This is a genomic window from Celeribacter sp. SCSIO 80838, from assembly GCF_056498065.1.
The window spans coordinates 808,863-823,168 of the sequence record NZ_JAZKMA010000001.1; the positions used below are offsets into that span (position 1 = coordinate 808,863).

14 protein-coding genes are annotated in these 14,306 nt (G+C 57.9%); 4 read left to right on the forward strand and 10 right to left on the reverse strand.

From position 1 onward, the window contains the following. Nucleotides 1-44: 44 nt before the first annotated feature. The 5 genes from V1475_RS03930 to V1475_RS03950 form a co-directional block, all read right to left on the reverse strand. The gene (locus V1475_RS03930) at nt 45-2,399 is read right to left on the reverse strand and encodes a hypothetical protein (RefSeq protein ID WP_479411709.1); all 2,355 of its coding nucleotides are present in this window, start codon (nt 2,397-2,399) and stop codon (nt 45-47) included. Then, on the reverse strand, nt 2,396-3,265 hold the full coding sequence (gene motA, locus V1475_RS03935; RefSeq protein WP_479411710.1) for a flagellar motor stator protein MotA: 870 nt from the start codon (nt 3,263-3,265) through the stop codon (nt 2,396-2,398). Before motA ends, V1475_RS03930 begins: the two co-directional genes overlap by 4 nt. Nucleotides 3,266-3,343: 78 nt before the next feature. Beyond that, nucleotides 3,344-3,976, reverse strand: a complete 633-nt coding sequence (locus tag V1475_RS03940; RefSeq protein WP_479411711.1) for a MotE family protein — start codon at nt 3,974-3,976, stop codon at nt 3,344-3,346. Further along, entirely contained in the window at nt 3,973-4,374 is a 402-nt protein-coding gene (locus tag V1475_RS03945) for a hypothetical protein (RefSeq protein WP_479411712.1), read from the reverse strand. The genes V1475_RS03940 and V1475_RS03945 overlap by 4 nt, the downstream gene beginning before the upstream one ends. 10 nt (nt 4,375-4,384) lie before the next feature. Beyond that, nucleotides 4,385-4,885, reverse strand: coding sequence for a flagellar basal body-associated FliL family protein (locus tag V1475_RS03950; RefSeq protein WP_434289789.1), 501 nt, complete (start codon nt 4,883-4,885; stop codon nt 4,385-4,387). A gap of 127 nt (nt 4,886-5,012) precedes the next feature. On the opposite strand from V1475_RS03950, the gene fliF reads away from it, so the two are divergent. From fliF to fliP, 4 genes are read left to right on the forward strand one after another with little or no spacing between them, the layout of a single operon-like run. Continuing rightward, on the forward strand, nt 5,013-6,656 hold the full coding sequence (fliF, locus tag V1475_RS03955) for a flagellar basal-body MS-ring/collar protein FliF (RefSeq protein WP_479411713.1): 1,644 nt from the start codon (nt 5,013-5,015) through the stop codon (nt 6,654-6,656). Beyond that, entirely contained in the window at nt 6,653-7,294 is a 642-nt protein-coding gene (locus V1475_RS03960) for a FliH/SctL family protein (protein WP_479411714.1), read from the forward strand. Before fliF ends, V1475_RS03960 begins: the two co-directional genes overlap by 4 nt. Then, on the forward strand, nt 7,287-7,565 hold the full coding sequence (locus tag V1475_RS03965) for a FliM/FliN family flagellar motor switch protein (RefSeq protein ID WP_479411715.1): 279 nt from the start codon (nt 7,287-7,289) through the stop codon (nt 7,563-7,565). The genes V1475_RS03960 and V1475_RS03965 overlap by 8 nt, the downstream gene beginning before the upstream one ends. A 6-nt stretch (nt 7,566-7,571) precedes the next feature. Further along, entirely contained in the window at nt 7,572-8,312 is a 741-nt protein-coding gene (gene fliP, locus V1475_RS03970) for a flagellar type III secretion system pore protein FliP (RefSeq protein WP_479411716.1), read from the forward strand. 76 nt (nt 8,313-8,388) lie between these two features. Here fliP and V1475_RS03975 read toward each other — a convergent pair whose 3' ends face one another. The 5 genes from V1475_RS03975 to V1475_RS03995 all read right to left on the reverse strand — a co-directional run bounded on the left by V1475_RS03975 (nt 8,389) and on the right by V1475_RS03995 (nt 14,230). Further along, nucleotides 8,389-9,492 carry a flagellar basal body P-ring protein FlgI gene (locus V1475_RS03975; RefSeq protein WP_479411717.1) on the reverse strand — a complete coding sequence of 368 codons (1,104 nt, stop codon included), beginning with the start codon at nt 9,490-9,492 and terminating at the stop codon, nt 8,389-8,391. Continuing rightward, complete coding sequence (locus V1475_RS03980; RefSeq protein ID WP_479411718.1) at nt 9,492-10,499, reverse strand: flagellin; 1,008 nt, start codon at nt 10,497-10,499, stop codon at nt 9,492-9,494. The genes V1475_RS03975 and V1475_RS03980 overlap by 1 nt, the downstream gene beginning before the upstream one ends. 2 nt (nt 10,500-10,501) lie before the next feature. Continuing rightward, complete coding sequence (gene flgK, locus V1475_RS03985; RefSeq protein ID WP_479411719.1) at nt 10,502-11,959, reverse strand: flagellar hook-associated protein FlgK; 1,458 nt, start codon at nt 11,957-11,959, stop codon at nt 10,502-10,504. 35 nt (nt 11,960-11,994) lie between these two features. Continuing rightward, on the reverse strand, nt 11,995-13,290 hold the full coding sequence (locus V1475_RS03990) for a flagellar hook protein FlgE (protein WP_479411720.1): 1,296 nt from the start codon (nt 13,288-13,290) through the stop codon (nt 11,995-11,997). A gap of 91 nt (nt 13,291-13,381) precedes the next feature. Further along, nucleotides 13,382-14,230 (reverse strand): OmpA/MotB family protein, encoded by an 849-nt coding sequence (locus V1475_RS03995; protein ID WP_479411721.1) that lies wholly within the window; start codon nt 14,228-14,230, stop codon nt 13,382-13,384. Between the last annotated feature and the right edge of the window lie 76 nt (nt 14,231-14,306).

A 14,306-nucleotide genomic window follows, 5' to 3' on the forward strand; every position in this document is an offset into this window, starting at 1 on the left:
CGAGCATGGTTTACAAAGCGTGTATAACCGCGACCAAGACGCCGTTAGTTCAACAAAGCGCCCAAGGCCTCCCGCGTTTTTTGGCTGGCAGAAATCATATCATGCACAGAAGAGAGTGACGGAGCGCCCTCCGCACCGATGTCACCTGTCAGAGTGTCTTGTTGGATGATTTCCGCCAATCGTGACATTTCCGGCGAGTTCGACTGCTCCAAAGCATCCCAATCTTCCGCAATAATCGACAAGGCATCGCTTTCCGTGTCGGGCGCGAGACCGTCCAGTGCACGCAAGGCACTTTCAGGATCGTTGAGATAAAAATAGGCTTTGGCGACAAGGCGTTTGGCCTCTTCATCCTCGAGCTTAGATGCATATCGCAGCGCGGCTTCCGGTTCGCCAATTCCAAGAAATGCTTTTGCAAGGGTACGCTTTGCATCTGCATCGTCCTGCACCGCATAGCCAGCCATCAAGTCCAACGCCTCCCTGAAAAAGCCGGAACTCAACAGACGCTTCGCCGCCTCCAAACGAGCCGCATCCGTGAGCTTCATATGCGAAATGTCGTCGATATGGCCCAACATGACTTTCGAAAACTGCGTCAGATCAGCATCTCGGGACAGGACCAGAAGCGCCTCGGAAACCAAAGCCTCCCTGTTTTCAGTCTCAATACGCGTGTTTTCATCCAGAATCTGGCGCAGGGCCATGTCTGCATCTCCGGAATGAATGCGTGCCAAAATAGCCGCGTTCTGCAATGACATTTCATATGGGTTTCCGCGATATTCAACCGCCATAACCTCTGCCGTCTCCGCAGTTTTTTGGTCAATCGCTTCGCCCGCCTGAATCTTCGCAGCGATCAGTTTTACAAGTGCTTCTGCCGCATCAGGGCCATCTTCCGCCACGATACCTTCCAACTTAGCAGTCCCATTTGCCATATCTCCGTCCGCTAGAGTCAACTCAGCATCGAGAAGCGAGAATGCATCGCCCTGATCGCCCCCCGCACGCGCAATCGCATTTTGGATGTATTGAGCCGTTTTCTCATCACCGATCGCCAAAAATCGCTCGGATAAGGTCGGGCCCAAATGTCTCCGCAAATGAATCGGCAGAGCCGAAAAGGTCGCACGCACGCTGTCGAGGTTATAGTCTTCCCATATGCTCAGATGTTCTTTCGCCATGACCGACCAGAACGCCGTTGGCCCGTCGCAATGGAACTGATATTCCAGACGCCCGGGCTTGTCAGAATAGCCCTCATCCATGATATCGGCCATTGCCCGAAGGATGTCTTCACCATCGACATGAATGCCGAAATTCGTCATCACGGCTTTGGCCTCTACCCCGAATGTCAGAAAAATATAATACCGGGCAAGACGTTTGACACCCTCGGGATCGGGTTGATCAAACTCACCAAGTGTGGCAGCCCGCAAGGTTGAAAATTGCAGTTCCTCATCCGGTGGATCGCCCCAATTTGAAATTTCAACATATTGATTTTCAATACATATATTTCCATGATTGTCTGCGATCTGCATATCGGTAAGATTGGTTTGATCCCGGTCTATGGACGATTGAATCCGAACATGGCTGCGCTCTGTCGCGGGTTGAACCACCTGAGGTACGGCTGACACACGCTCGGGCGTTTCCTCTCTGCCATACCCTGTGTTTACGTCTTCGACAATTTGCTCGGTCTGAGACACGTCCGCATCCAGCAAACCTTGTGACGCTGCACGCCCGATCTGTTCGATCAACTCGCGCTCAAGTTTGTCCACTCTTTCGGAGCGCTGTTCCGTCAATTCGTCGTCGGCAAGCAGCAACAGCATAGGCTGTTCTGTCTTGTTTACGCTGCCCTGAATAATAACGGGCAACTCCAACGGTTTCCCGGAAACCAGATCGTCATTGTTTGGGGCCCCCATTTGCTCTTGACCGCCCGATGCCAGCAAGGCTTCGGTTTCAGGTGCTGTATCTATCGCATGAGGCTGTTGCACGGGTTGTGTCTTCTGGTTCTCTACAGGTTCTTTCGAAATCTCAGCGAGCTTTTGCTCGAAGGGTGAAGCCGCCTCAGGCGCACCATCCTTGATGTCGATGACGAGCCGTCCGGCCCGCAACTCAAACACATCCGCGTGGACATTTCCCCCCACCGATACGGTCAAACGGTTCTCCCCCCCGTTCAGAGAAACGATCCGCGTCCGGGGGATTTTACCAAATACCGCCGTGGTATCGAATGTCACATCCGCATCCCGCACGCGAAACTCGTAATCCTCGCCGGACCGACCGAACTCCCAAGTGACAACCGACGGAAACTGCATCACGAGTCGGGAAAACCCGGCATGTTCGCCCGAACGCACCTCGATCACTTCGGCACGAAGGCTCAGCGGGACAACCATCAGGAATGCGAAAAGTGTAAAAATCCGGATCATGCCGCCTCCGACTTCACCTCTTTCAGTGCTTCTTCAAGATCGGAAAAGCTGGGTCGATAATGACCGGGCGTGTTTTGGCGCCCCACCTCAATACAGATGTTCGTCGCGTGATTGTGCAGATTCGCGACGAGAACCTCACGGATCAGCTGATAGAAATGGCCGTCCTCTTCGATCACCGTCTGCATTTTCCCTGCAAACGGTCCGACGATCCCATAGGCCAAAAACACCCCGAGGAATGTGCCGACAAGCGCACCACCAATCATCTTGCCGAGAATTTCAGGCGGCTGGTCGATCGAGGCCATGGTCTTGATCACCCCGAGCACTGCCGCAACGATCCCAAGCGCTGGCAAACCATCCCCGATCGCGGCCATTGCGTGTGAGGAGTGCAGTGCATGGTGCAAGTTCGCCTCAAGCCGCTTCTCGAGCACTTCCTCGACCTGATGCGGATCGTCATAGTTCATCGATGCTGAACGAAGCGTGTCGCAAATCAGCGAAATCGCCTCTTTATCCGCAAGAATTTTGGGATATTTCGTGAAAATCGACGAGTTTTCCGGGGCTTCGATATGTTCCTCGAGACCGACAGGGTTTTGCCGCGCAAGCCGGATCAATTCGAATAACAGACACAGAAGATCCTTGTAGTCCTCGGGCTTCCACTTCGGGCCTTTGAACACCTTGCCAATGTCCTTGAGCGTGTGCTTGATCCCGGGCATGTCGTTGGAAATCACGAAAGCCCCGGCAGCCGCGCCACCAATCATCATGAACTCGAACGGCAGCGATTTCAGAATGATCCCAAGTTTGCCGCCCGCCGCGATATAGCCACCGAAGACCATCACGAAGATCAGCAAAATCCCGACAATACCGATCATGTTCTTGTTTCCTCATCCACGGGGACCAAACAGGCGCAGCCTGCCACAAACCTCTTAAGAAAGTTTGCTCAGCTCCTCTTATTCGCTCGGCGCCCTGGCATTGCGGCCCGCCAGAATGACGGAAATCGTGTAGGCCGTTTCCGGTGTCAGCCCCGCCATGATCGCGCCCGCCGCATCGGAGCGCATGCGCCCGAGAAAACCAGCCGCAAAATCCGGAGACATGGCCTCGAACAAGGCCGCTGCCTCCTTGGGTTTCATCGACTCGTAAACCGCCGTCAACTTGGCCAGATCGTCCTCGGCGGCGCTTTGAGACCGCGTCATGGTTGCCTCGAGTCGCGCTTCCGCATCCTCGAGCGCTGCCATGTTTTGCATCACTTCCGTGCGCGCCAACTCGACCGCTTTCACTTTCTGAGCCAACATCAATTCTCGCTCTTCGACGTCTTTCTCCCGCTTGAGCAGAGCTTCGAGCAGGGCCGACGTTTCCGCATCGGTTTTACACAGCTCAGAGGTCGCGGAATGCTCTTCCGCCACATCGCCATGGGTCAATTCCGACATTTCCCGCGCGATGGCAGCGCCGGTGCCCGAGACAAGCCGGATGACTGCGGAAGCCAGAAAAACCATGGCGATCAACCAAAGCGCACCGCGCCCGGGACGCCGTTTGCGTCTGGCTTTTTCCGGTTTTTTAAGCGTGGAAGGTGTTGTCTGTGTCATTCGGCAGCCTCCACCCGGCTTCTTTGGCTCAGAAACAGGGTCTCGCCAACCTCCTCCTCCCTCACCTCCGGCTGAGGGGCGGAAGGTTTGGCCGGGCTTCCAGTCTCTGAAACCGTCGGCAAGTCATGCATCGACGCAATCAACAGCTCCAGACGCCGCGACACGTCTTCTGCGCGTTGTGTCAGATCCTCGAGCTTGACCGCAGAGGCCCCCGCCGTTTTCTGCGCCCGCGTCAGGGTTTTCGTCATGTCGTCCACCTGGGCGGACAAGACCGCAATCGCGCCGCCGACGCCTTTTTCGAGGTCGGTGAAACGGCTGAGCCTACGGGCCAGAACCACGCAATAGATGGCCACGGCCACCGTGCCGGCGATCATCAGCATATCAGCGATCAGCTCCATCTCCGCCTCCTCAATTGATCACGAATTCCATAATCAGAACGTCCTTCACCCGGTTTTCCCCGGCAACGATCTGAAGACGTCTGAGAATTTGCGCCCGCAGACGCACCAGGGCGGAGGGGTTTTCCAACTCCGCTACATCGACCGCGCGCAGATAGCCGTTCAGCACATCCACAATACGGGGCAGCAAGGTGATCACCTCCTGCTCGTACTGGGCGGGAACCTCGAGCTGGGCCTGGAACCGCAGGTGACGCGCACGCCCCGACAGGTCGATCAAATTCACGATCAGCGGCTCGACAGACACGAAGGCCACATTGGGCAGGGGCGTCATCGCCTCCTCTTCCAATGCACTCAGGTCCTCATCGACATGCGTCTCCTCGGGCGCAAACAGCATCCCCGAATAGACCGCGAAAAATCCGCCGCCGCCCAGAACCAACATCAAGACCACCCCGAGAATAAGGGGCAGCTTCGATTTTTTCTTCGGTTCCTCTTCCAGCTGTTCTTCTTCAGCCATTGGTCCAATCCAGAAAAATTTTTTCCGAATCTGTTTTATCCCCAAGGTAGCTAACCGATTATTAAGGCTGATCGGACATTTCTAGGAGAGACGGGGGCAGAAGCCCGCACATCCAAGGAGTGTCGTCTTGCAACAGATCCTCTCAATCTGGTCCAACCTCGACCCCAAACGCCGTATCATCGTGATTGGCGCGACCGCTCTCATGTTCGCCGCCATCATCGGCCTGTCGCGCATGGCGACGAAACCGTCGATGTCCCTGCTCTATTCCGGTCTCGAATCGAGTGCGGCAGGCGAGATTGTCCAGTCGCTCGAGGCTCAGGGTGTCGCCTATGAGATTCGTGGCGGTGCAATTTTCGTTCCCGCCAACCAGCGCGACGAACTGCGCATGACGCTGGCCTCGGAAGGGCTGCCCGCCAATTCCACAGGCGGATATGAATTGCTCGACTCGCTGTCGGGGTTCGGGACCACCTCGCAAATGTTCGACGCCGCCTATTGGCGTGCCAAAGAAGGCGAACTGGCCCGCACCATCGTATCGTCGCAGCAAATCCGCTCGGCGCGCGTGCACATTGCCAACCCCTCCTCGCAACCGTTCAAACGCCAGATCGCCGCCTCCGCCTCCGTCACCGTCACGGCCGTCAGTGGCGCCATTTCCGCAGATCAGGCCAAGGCCTTCCGTTCTCTCGTTTCCTCCGCCGTCGCAGGTCTCGCGCCGGAGGATGTGTCCGTGATCGACGGCCGCAACGGCGTCGTGGTCGCGGGAGATGAAACACAGACCGGCAGCGGTACGAGCAATGATCGCACCGATGAGTTGCGCCAGAATGTACAGCGCCTGCTCGAAGCCCGAGTCGGAGCTGGCAAGGCCGTGGTCGAGGTGTCCATGGAGACGGTCACCGATCAGGAATCGATTGTAGAGCGTCATTTCGATCCGGAAAGCCGTGTCGCGATCAGTTCGGAGACCGAAGAACGCAGCAATTCGTCTCAGGATACGGGCGGTGGCTCCGTCACGGTCGCCTCGAACCTGCCCAACGGGGCCGGGGCCGGTGGCGGCGATTCCAGTTCGAACAACAGCGAAACCCGCGAGCGCGTGAATTATGAGGTGTCCGAAACCCGGCGTGAAATTCAACGCGGTCCGGGGGCGATAAAACGGCTCACCGTTGCGGTCCTGGTCGACGGTATCCGCACGCTCAATCCCGATACAGGGGAGGTCATCTGGGCGCCCCGCAGTGCCGAAGAACTCGACGCGCTGCGTGATCTCGTGGCCTCCGCCATCGGGTTCGATGAAGCCCGCGGTGATCAGATCACGCTCAAAACCATGGAGTTCGAACCCCTCGCCATTGAGGGAACCGAAGCACAGAGTTCGCTGATTTCGGCCATGAGCATCGATTTGATGTCCTTGATTCAACTTACGGTTCTGGCTGTGGTTTCCCTTCTGCTCGGCTTGTTTGTCCTGCGCCCGCTACTTGCGAAGCCGGTAGTCGCCCTGCCCGCTCCCGCCACTCAGGACACGCAGTCCGACTTCGAGAATATGCCCGCAACAATTCCGGTCCCGGATCTTCCCCGCCCTGCTGCCCCCGCACTGAACGGCGAAATCGACACCGGCGGGTTCGCGCTGCCGACCATGGGGGTCGTGTCCGACTTCGACTTTGGCGACGACGAGATCGGTATGCCCTCGGACCCGGTCAAACGGCTCAAGAAACTCATCGAGGACCGTCAGGAAGAAACCGTTGAGATTCTGCGGAGCTGGATGGAAGACACCGAGGAGGATGCATGATGAAACCTCTGTTTCCACTTGAGGATTTCGGTGCCACGCCACGCCCCAAGCCGCCAACGCACCCGAAGACTGCGCCGGTCGCGGCCCCCGCCGCACGGCCCGGTCCCAGCCCTGAAGAGATCGAAGCCAATCGCATGGCAGCCTATGAGCAGGGTTACAAGGCCGGATGGGATGATGCGGCCCGCGCCGAGGCCGAGGACCAGTCCCGCATCGGGGTCGAATTCGCACGCAATCTTCAGGATCTGGGCTTCACCTTTCATGAGGCGCGGTCACACATCATGAAGGCCCTCGAACCCCTGCTGACCGAAATGGTGAGCAAGGTGCTGCCGCGGCTCGTGTCTCAAACACTTGGCCAAACGATTCTCGAGGAATTGCTGCCCATGGCCGAGGCGGCCTCCGATGCGCCGATCCAGATCGTTGTTTCAACGGCATCACGTCCGGCAATTCAGCATCTCGTTGACGGGTCGTTAACCATTCCGCTCGAAATCATAGAGGAACCAAGCCTCGCCGAAGGGCAGGTCTATCTGCGCATGGGTGAACTTGAAAAAAAGATCGATATGGACGCCACCGTGGAAAAAATCGGCCAGGCGATCAAGGCGGTCTATGCATTGAACGAGGAGGCCATGAAACATGGTTGATCATACGGAAGACAGCGCGGCGAACCCGTTTTCTCAAGTTCCGATCGAAATCACGATCTCCGTCGGCAAGGCCCGCCCGCTGGTCAAGGATTTGCTGCGACTGCAAAGCGACAGCATTCTGCCGCTCGACCGCAATGTCGACGATCCGGTAGAGCTTTACATTGGCGACAAGCTGATCGCGCGAGGAGAGTTGCAGGAGGTCGAGGGCGGGCAACCCGGTCAGCTTGCCGTGCGCCTGACCGAAGTTGCCGATCTGAAAAACGGTCTGTGAGCGAAAATGCGAGCGTATCCTTTTCTGTTGCTCGTGGTCGCACTTGTTCTGGGCCTGAGCGACGCGGCGATTGCCCAGAACATCACACTCGATCTCGGCGACGACGGCTCTCTCGCCGCCCGCTCGATCCAGCTTCTGCTTCTGGTGACCGTGCTCAGCATCGTGCCGGGCATCGCCGTCACTCTGACCTGCTTTCCGTTCATCGTGACGGTTCTGTCCATTCTGCGTCAGGCCATCGGGTTGCAACAATCGCCGCCCAACATGCTCATGGTCAGCCTCGCGATGTTTCTCACCTATTTCGTCATGGAGCCGGTTTTCGTCGAAAGCTGGACGACCGGCGTGCAGCCCTATGTGAACAACGAGATCGAATTCGACGAGGCCTTTCGCCTTAGCATGGACCCGTTTCGCGGCTTCATGTCGAACCGGACCGACCCGGATACCTTTGCCGAATTGCAGGATTTGCGACCGGATTTCGCCAATAATGAGGATGGCCTCACACGCGAAGCCCCGCTGTCGCTTCTGATCCCCTCTTTCCTGCTTTCGGAAATTCAACGCGCCTTCCAGATCGGCTTTCTCGTGTTCCTGCCCTTCCTGATCATCGACCTTGTCGTCTCCGCGATCCTGATGTCGATGGGGATGATGATGGTCCCTCCCGCCATCGTCTCCCTGCCCTTCAAACTCGCCTTCTTCGTGGTTTCCGATGGCTGGGCCCTGATCTCCAGCGCTCTGGTGCGCAGCTACTTCTGATCGCGCAAAACAGCACAAACCCGCGTGAGGCATCTCTCACCCGGGTTTCTTCATGTGCTCAAGCCGGTCAGCCCCGTCACCGCACCACGAACTCTGCGTGCAGGGCTCCTGCCGCCTTGATGCTTTTCAAAATGTCGATCATGTCCCGCGGCGACACGCCCAGAGCGTTCAGCCCGGCAATGACTTCCGACAGGGACGTGCCCTCATGGATCTCTGCCAGACCGATCCCCGGTTCTTCCTCGATCGCGGCACGGGTCCGTGGGATGACGACCGTTCCACCGTCGGAAAACGGGTTGGGTTGCACCACGAGCGGCTCTTCCTCGATCCGCAGGGTCAGATTACCCTGGCTGACCGCCACCCGGGAAATCCGGACATCCTCACCCATGACGATGGTGCCGGAGCGCTGATCGACAACCACGCGCGCCTTGCGCTCCGGCTGCACGGATATATTCTCGACCCGCCCCAAGGCATGCGCCGGGGACAATTCCCGGGTCGCCTTGATGTCGAGGACCACCGTCCCGGCATCCAGCATACGCGACACGACGCGCCCGAAATCCTGATTGATCGCATTTTCGATCCGCTCGGCCGTGGTGAAATCCGGCTCCCTCAGGGCCAGACGCACCGATTTCATTTGTGTGAAGTCGAAGTCAATCTCCCGTTCCACACGCGCACCCGAAGGGATTACACCCGAGGTCGGCACACCTTGTACGACGGAGGTCCCGTCCCCCTGTGCCGAAGCGCCCCCGGCGATGATCGTGCCTTGCGCAACCGCGTAAATCTGACCATCCGGCGCGTTCAGGGGCGTCATGATCAGGGTTCCGCCCAAAAGACTTTTGGCATCGCCAATGGCGGAAACAGTCACATCGATCTTGCTGCCCGCGCGCGAAAACGGCGGCAGATCCGCCGTTACAAACACCGCCGCCACGTTTTTCGGGCGGAATTGTTCGCCGGTCACATTGACGCCGAGACGTTCGAGAATGCTCGACATGATCTCCTCGGTGAAAGGCGCGTTGCGGATACCGTCTCCGCTGCCGTTCAGGCCGACCACGAGACCATAGCCGACAAGATCGTTACCGCGCACACCGTCGAATTCCACCAGATCCTTGATCCGGATGGGATTGGCCGTGGCAGGCAAAGCGAGACAAATGGCGAACAGAAAAGAGAGAAACATTTTGAACATCAGAGGTAATCCGCGAGGCTGAGTTGCGACATACGGGCAGTCAGGGTGTACATGAGTTGAAGCTGCGTTTCCGTTTGTGTGAGCATCGACGCCGCTTCATAGGCATCGGCCGAAATGATTTCGGATTTGGCCGTTTCATAGGAATAGGTCATGGCGGTGTTCGCTAGACTGGCTTCCTCGATTCGGGCCTCGACGCTCCCGACACGCGCCTGTAGATTCGCAAGCCCCGATCGCGCCCCCATCAGCGCCTCACCGGAACTTCGGAGCAAGGATGCTTGGGCACTCACATCGTTTTCGAAAACCCCTTCATCGACGAGGGAGGCCAGCGCCAGACCTTTCAATGTCTCACGCACCGACTCGTCCAGCGCAGTGATGTCCATCCGCACAGTTTCGTCTTCTCCCAGAGAGAAGGGGGACAACGTGTTGGCAGAGCCCTGATAGGCCACGGTTTCATAGCCACCGCCAGCAGACAGGAACCAATCCTCGACGATGATTTCGACGTCTTCGACCGTGGTCGCGCCGGAAACCGCCGTCAACAACTCCGCCATCATGTCATCCGCCGACATCAGAGAGGTTTTTCCGGTGGCCGTTCCACTGAGCATGGACCGATCCCCGATCCGGGTGTTCAGGGTCGACACCACGGCGTCAAAGCGGGTCCTGGCATCGGTTGCGGCGACGGAGACACTTGTGGCATCCGCATTGGTGGAGGCTGTCAGAAGAGTAGAAGACAGCTCCTCGACATGGGTCGATACCGCTTCGAAACTTGTTTGCATCGCCGTGGCGAACAAACTCGCCTCCTGTATCGCCGTATCATAGGAACTCAGTATCCGCAGGGCCCGTTCGATCGACGCCAAAGGCGTGAAATCCCCCGAGACGGCCTCGGCGAGATCGTATTTTTCACCGCTTGCCACCTCGTAATTGTACCGATCGAGGTCCTGTTTCACCTGTGCCGTCATGCGCATATTGCGCAGAGAGGCCGCCATATCACCGAAAGAAATCGCGCTCATCGTCAAATCCCCATCAGCTGATCCATCAGCGTCTGAATCGTCTCGATCACCTTTGCGTTCGCCGCATAGGTTTGCTCGATCACCAAAAGCCGCTGCATCTCGTAATCCGTGTCGACACCGTTCGCCAATTCGATCTCCTCGAGCGACTCCTGTCGCGCCGAAGCGTAACTCAGATCCGCTTCGGCATTGAGTTGTCTGGTTTGCGCCAAAGAATAGATGTCGGAGGCAAGACCCAGAGCGGATCGCTCGATTCCCGTCAGACCGCCAGACGAGGCGACGCGTGAATTCTGTAGCGCTTCGGTCAGGGAGTTCAGAATGGTTGCGTCGCCCTGATCGCCCTCGGCCAAAGCCCCCAAACCGTCGCGCAGTTTCCAAAGGTCACCACCCGCATCGGGATCAACCAAAGCGTTGACCGAAATGCGCCCCGCCAGCCCCTCTTCATCTGCAGTATCGAAGACCGAGCCACCGTCGGTGAACAGACCAGCCGCGCCAGTCGTCAGTGAGGCATCTGCATCGGTGGTCTGAAACCGTTCTATGAAATCGCGCGCAAGGGCATCGAGTTCCAGTTGGGCCTGCGGGGCAAGCTCGTCTCGTACCTCAAAGAGCCCTGCCAGTTTCCCCCCTGCAATCGCCCCCTTTTCCGCGTCGGTCGACACGGCGACGCCGTTGATGGTCAGTCCGGACAGCGCGCCATTGTCGAGCGTCATATCGGCGGAGATTGTCGGGGTCGCGGTGAATTCCAAAGTGGCCGCTTTCGAGTCGACCAGAAAGGCGCCACCATTGGTGTAGAGCGCGATCATCCCGTTGTCTTTTTGGATTTCGTTGACTGGAATGATCTCGGAGATCTGGTCCACAAGGGTTTGCCTCTGATCCATCAGAGCATTGGCGTCATAACCTTGCGTGATCTGCTTCTGAATGGCGACGTTGAGATCGACGACCTGCTGCAATGCGGAATTGAGAAAATCGACGGTCTGGCCGATCTCCTTATCCGCCGCCATACGGGTGTCCGTGATCACATCGGCAGCATCGTTGATCCGTTTGGCGAGATCCTGTGCGGCATCCAGAACCGTAGTCAGCCGCGCTTCCGAATCCGGGCGGCTGGCCGCTTCGATGAGAGCCGTTTCAAGACCGGTGATCCGACCTGCAATCGAATCCTCCTCGTCCACCTGCCCCATCGCTTCTGCATACGTGTCGTAAAACTCGGCACGCGTGCCTTCGAGCGCGACCTCCGCATCCGCATAACGCCGCTCGCCCGTCGTCACCGGATCATAGTAGCGGTTGACGCCGACCACGGACACGCCTGAACCGGACTTTCCGACCTGTTGCGACGTCAACTCGATCTCACGCTTGCCATAGCCTTCGGTCATGGCATTGGCGACATTCGACGACACGACATCGGCCGCACGTGACACGGCATTCAGCCCCGTCAACGCATTCGCCAGAGCATTCGAAATACTCATCGTCTATCCTCCTGCCCCCATAGGCGTTTCAAGCCTTACCGTTTGATGTTCGTCGTCTCCTGCAGCATCTCATCGACCGTCTGGATGACCTTCGCATTCGACGAATAGGCCCGTTGGGTCTGGATGAGATCGGTCAGTTCCGCCGCCACATCCGTGGTGGAGCTTTCACGTGCGTAACCTTCGATCGTCCCGGTCGGGCCGTCACCGGCATCCCACAGGAAGAAGGACCCGGAGTCCGGCGAAACCTGATAAGTCTGGTTGCCCAAGGCGGTCAGACCATTCGGGTTGGGCACATCCACAAGCGGGATCTGATAGATCACGCGGGTAAACCCCGTGTCATAGGTCGCGGTGATATAGCCACCATCGTCGATTTCTACCGAGGTGAGGTTACCAACCGGTGAACCGTCCTTGGAAATCGAGGTCGGCGCGAAACTGTCGGACAGCTGGGTCAGGCCGTTGGTGTCGCCCGGCTTGCCGATGGTCATTTCGATCGGACCGCCATCCACGGTCAGGGCCAGAGTGCCATCTGTCGCGTTGTAATCGGCCCCCACCGGATTGTTCGCCGTCGGCGTCACCGAAGACAGGGTGCCGCCCGCGCCTCGAGAATCGTCGAATACAAGCGTGTATTCCCCGATGATCGCCCCGCCCGACGCGGAATCGGTGATCGTCATGGTCCAGGTGTTTGCGGTCACCGTGTCCGGCGTGAAGGTGATATCGAGCGATTCCGATGTGCCGAGGTTGCCGAAATATTCAACGGAAAGCGGCAAGGCAGAGTCGGCATCCTCAGCCGGCAAGTTGACGCCCAGATTGATTTCCGTGGTCGGGTCGCCGGCCGTCTGGTTCGAATTGATGACCACGGGTTCGAGACCCGTCATCGTGTCACGGGCATAAGTCGCAATCGAACCGTCCGCTTCGGCAGGCCAGCCCAGAAGCACGAGACCCGAGTCGGTTTTAAGAATGCCGTCGGCATCGGTGTAGAAGGACCCTGTGGTGGTCATCATCAGAGGCTGATCCCCCATGGTGCCGTCCAGAGACACCTCGGTCGTGACCGGGATGAAACCATTGCCGGACACGGCGATGTCCGTGGCATTCGAGGTGGACACCAGCGCGCCCTGCTCCCCGATCAGGCGCGAACTGCTTGCCCGCACACCGCCGGCGGAATAGGTACCGGAACTCGTAGATCCAGTAATGACAAAGGACTCGAATTCGGTTTCCGCCCGTTTGTAGCCATAGGTCCCGGAGTTCGCGATATTGTCGGAAATGGTCGCAAGGCGAGTGGCGTTGGCGCTGAGCCCGGCCACACCGGCGTTGAGCGAGGATGAAATAGACATAGGGGGAGCGCCTTTCTGCTGCTAAGACCCGAAGAACTGGCCTCAGCATGTACGCCGGGCCTTAACACGCCCCTAACGTCTAAAATGCGAGCTATTTACCGACCTGATTGCGCAACAAAACGATCTCGACCCTGTTATTGCGCAAGGCCATGGGATTGCCGACAGCCGGTTTCCGATCCGCCGAGCCCGTCACCCGCTGAATGCGTTTCGACGGCGTGCCATTCGCCTCAAGCAAGAGGCGAATCTGATCCGCCCTCCTGCTCGACAGATCCCAGACCGGATTGTCCGCAACGACCAGAGGTTCGGAACGCACATATCCCGTAATCGCGATGTCATTTCGCACGACTTTGAACACTTCAGAAAGCATACCAATCAAAAGAACAAGCACCTCTTCGGGCTCTCCCGATCTTGGGGCAAAAAGCGGCTCTCCCTCGAGATCGTACAGCTCGATGATCAAACCCTCGTCGGTGACCCGCGTCACGATATGCCGCAGCGCCTTGTCGGCCGCCATGCTTTCGCCGCTGAAGGCGGTCAGAAGCTCCTGAGCATCCGCAAAGGACTTGGCATCCATGGCCTTCACGGCATCTTGCTCGGCCGATGTGTCATTCTTGGCGGCACCGCTGTCACTGGCCGCATGGGCGCTCGACGCCCCCGTGCCGTTTTGCGACAGGGTTTCCTCGGTAAACACCGAGTCACCGCCGAAGGAACCATCACCACCGCCGGAAATCCGGTTCACGGGAATGGTCGGATTGAAATAATCCGCCAAGCCTTTGCGCTGTTTCTCCGTTGTCGCATTGAGCAACCACATCAAAAGGAAAAAGGCCATCATCGCCGTCACGAAATCGGCATAGGCGACTTTCCAGGCACCGCCATGGTGGCCGCCGCCCTGAATAACCTTCTTCTTCTTGATGATAATCGGAGCGTTACCCTTTCCGCTCATACCACCACCTCATGTTCACCCGCCATGGGGAGTAACAGAGAGGAATGAACACGGGCTTAACCCCTAAAATTAAGGG

Excerpts from the sequence above, each read along its gene's own strand:
- V1475_RS03980 (WP_479411718.1), bottom strand. The coding sequence starts at position 10,499 with ATGAGCGCGATTTCTTTCGGTGATATGGCGGCCTCTCTGCGCAATATG.
- fliP (WP_479411716.1), top strand. The coding sequence starts at position 7,572 with ATGCGAGCGTATCCTTTTCTGTTGCTCGTGGTCGCACTTGTTCTGGGC.
- V1475_RS03965 (WP_479411715.1), top strand. The coding sequence starts at position 7,287 with ATGGTTGATCATACGGAAGACAGCGCGGCGAACCCGTTTTCTCAAGTT.
- V1475_RS03945 (WP_479411712.1), bottom strand. The coding sequence starts at position 4,374 with ATGGAGCTGATCGCTGATATGCTGATGATCGCCGGCACGGTGGCCGTG.
- V1475_RS03995 (WP_479411721.1), bottom strand. The coding sequence starts at position 14,230 with ATGAGCGGAAAGGGTAACGCTCCGATTATCATCAAGAAGAAGAAGGTT.
- V1475_RS03975 (WP_479411717.1), bottom strand. The coding sequence starts at position 9,492 with ATGTTCAAAATGTTTCTCTCTTTTCTGTTCGCCATTTGTCTCGCTTTG.
- V1475_RS03930 (WP_479411709.1), bottom strand. The coding sequence starts at position 2,399 with ATGATCCGGATTTTTACACTTTTCGCATTCCTGATGGTTGTCCCGCTG.
- motA (WP_479411710.1), bottom strand. The coding sequence starts at position 3,265 with ATGATCGGTATTGTCGGGATTTTGCTGATCTTCGTGATGGTCTTCGGT.
- flgK (WP_479411719.1), bottom strand. The coding sequence starts at position 11,959 with ATGAGTATTTCGAATGCTCTGGCGAATGCGTTGACGGGGCTGAATGCC.
- V1475_RS03940 (WP_479411711.1), bottom strand. The coding sequence starts at position 3,976 with ATGACACAGACAACACCTTCCACGCTTAAAAAACCGGAAAAAGCCAGA.
- V1475_RS03950 (WP_434289789.1), bottom strand. The coding sequence starts at position 4,885 with ATGGCTGAAGAAGAACAGCTGGAAGAGGAACCGAAGAAAAAATCGAAG.
- V1475_RS03990 (WP_479411720.1), bottom strand. The coding sequence starts at position 13,290 with ATGTCTATTTCATCCTCGCTCAACGCCGGTGTGGCCGGGCTCAGCGCC.
- V1475_RS03960 (WP_479411714.1), top strand. The coding sequence starts at position 6,653 with ATGATGAAACCTCTGTTTCCACTTGAGGATTTCGGTGCCACGCCACGC.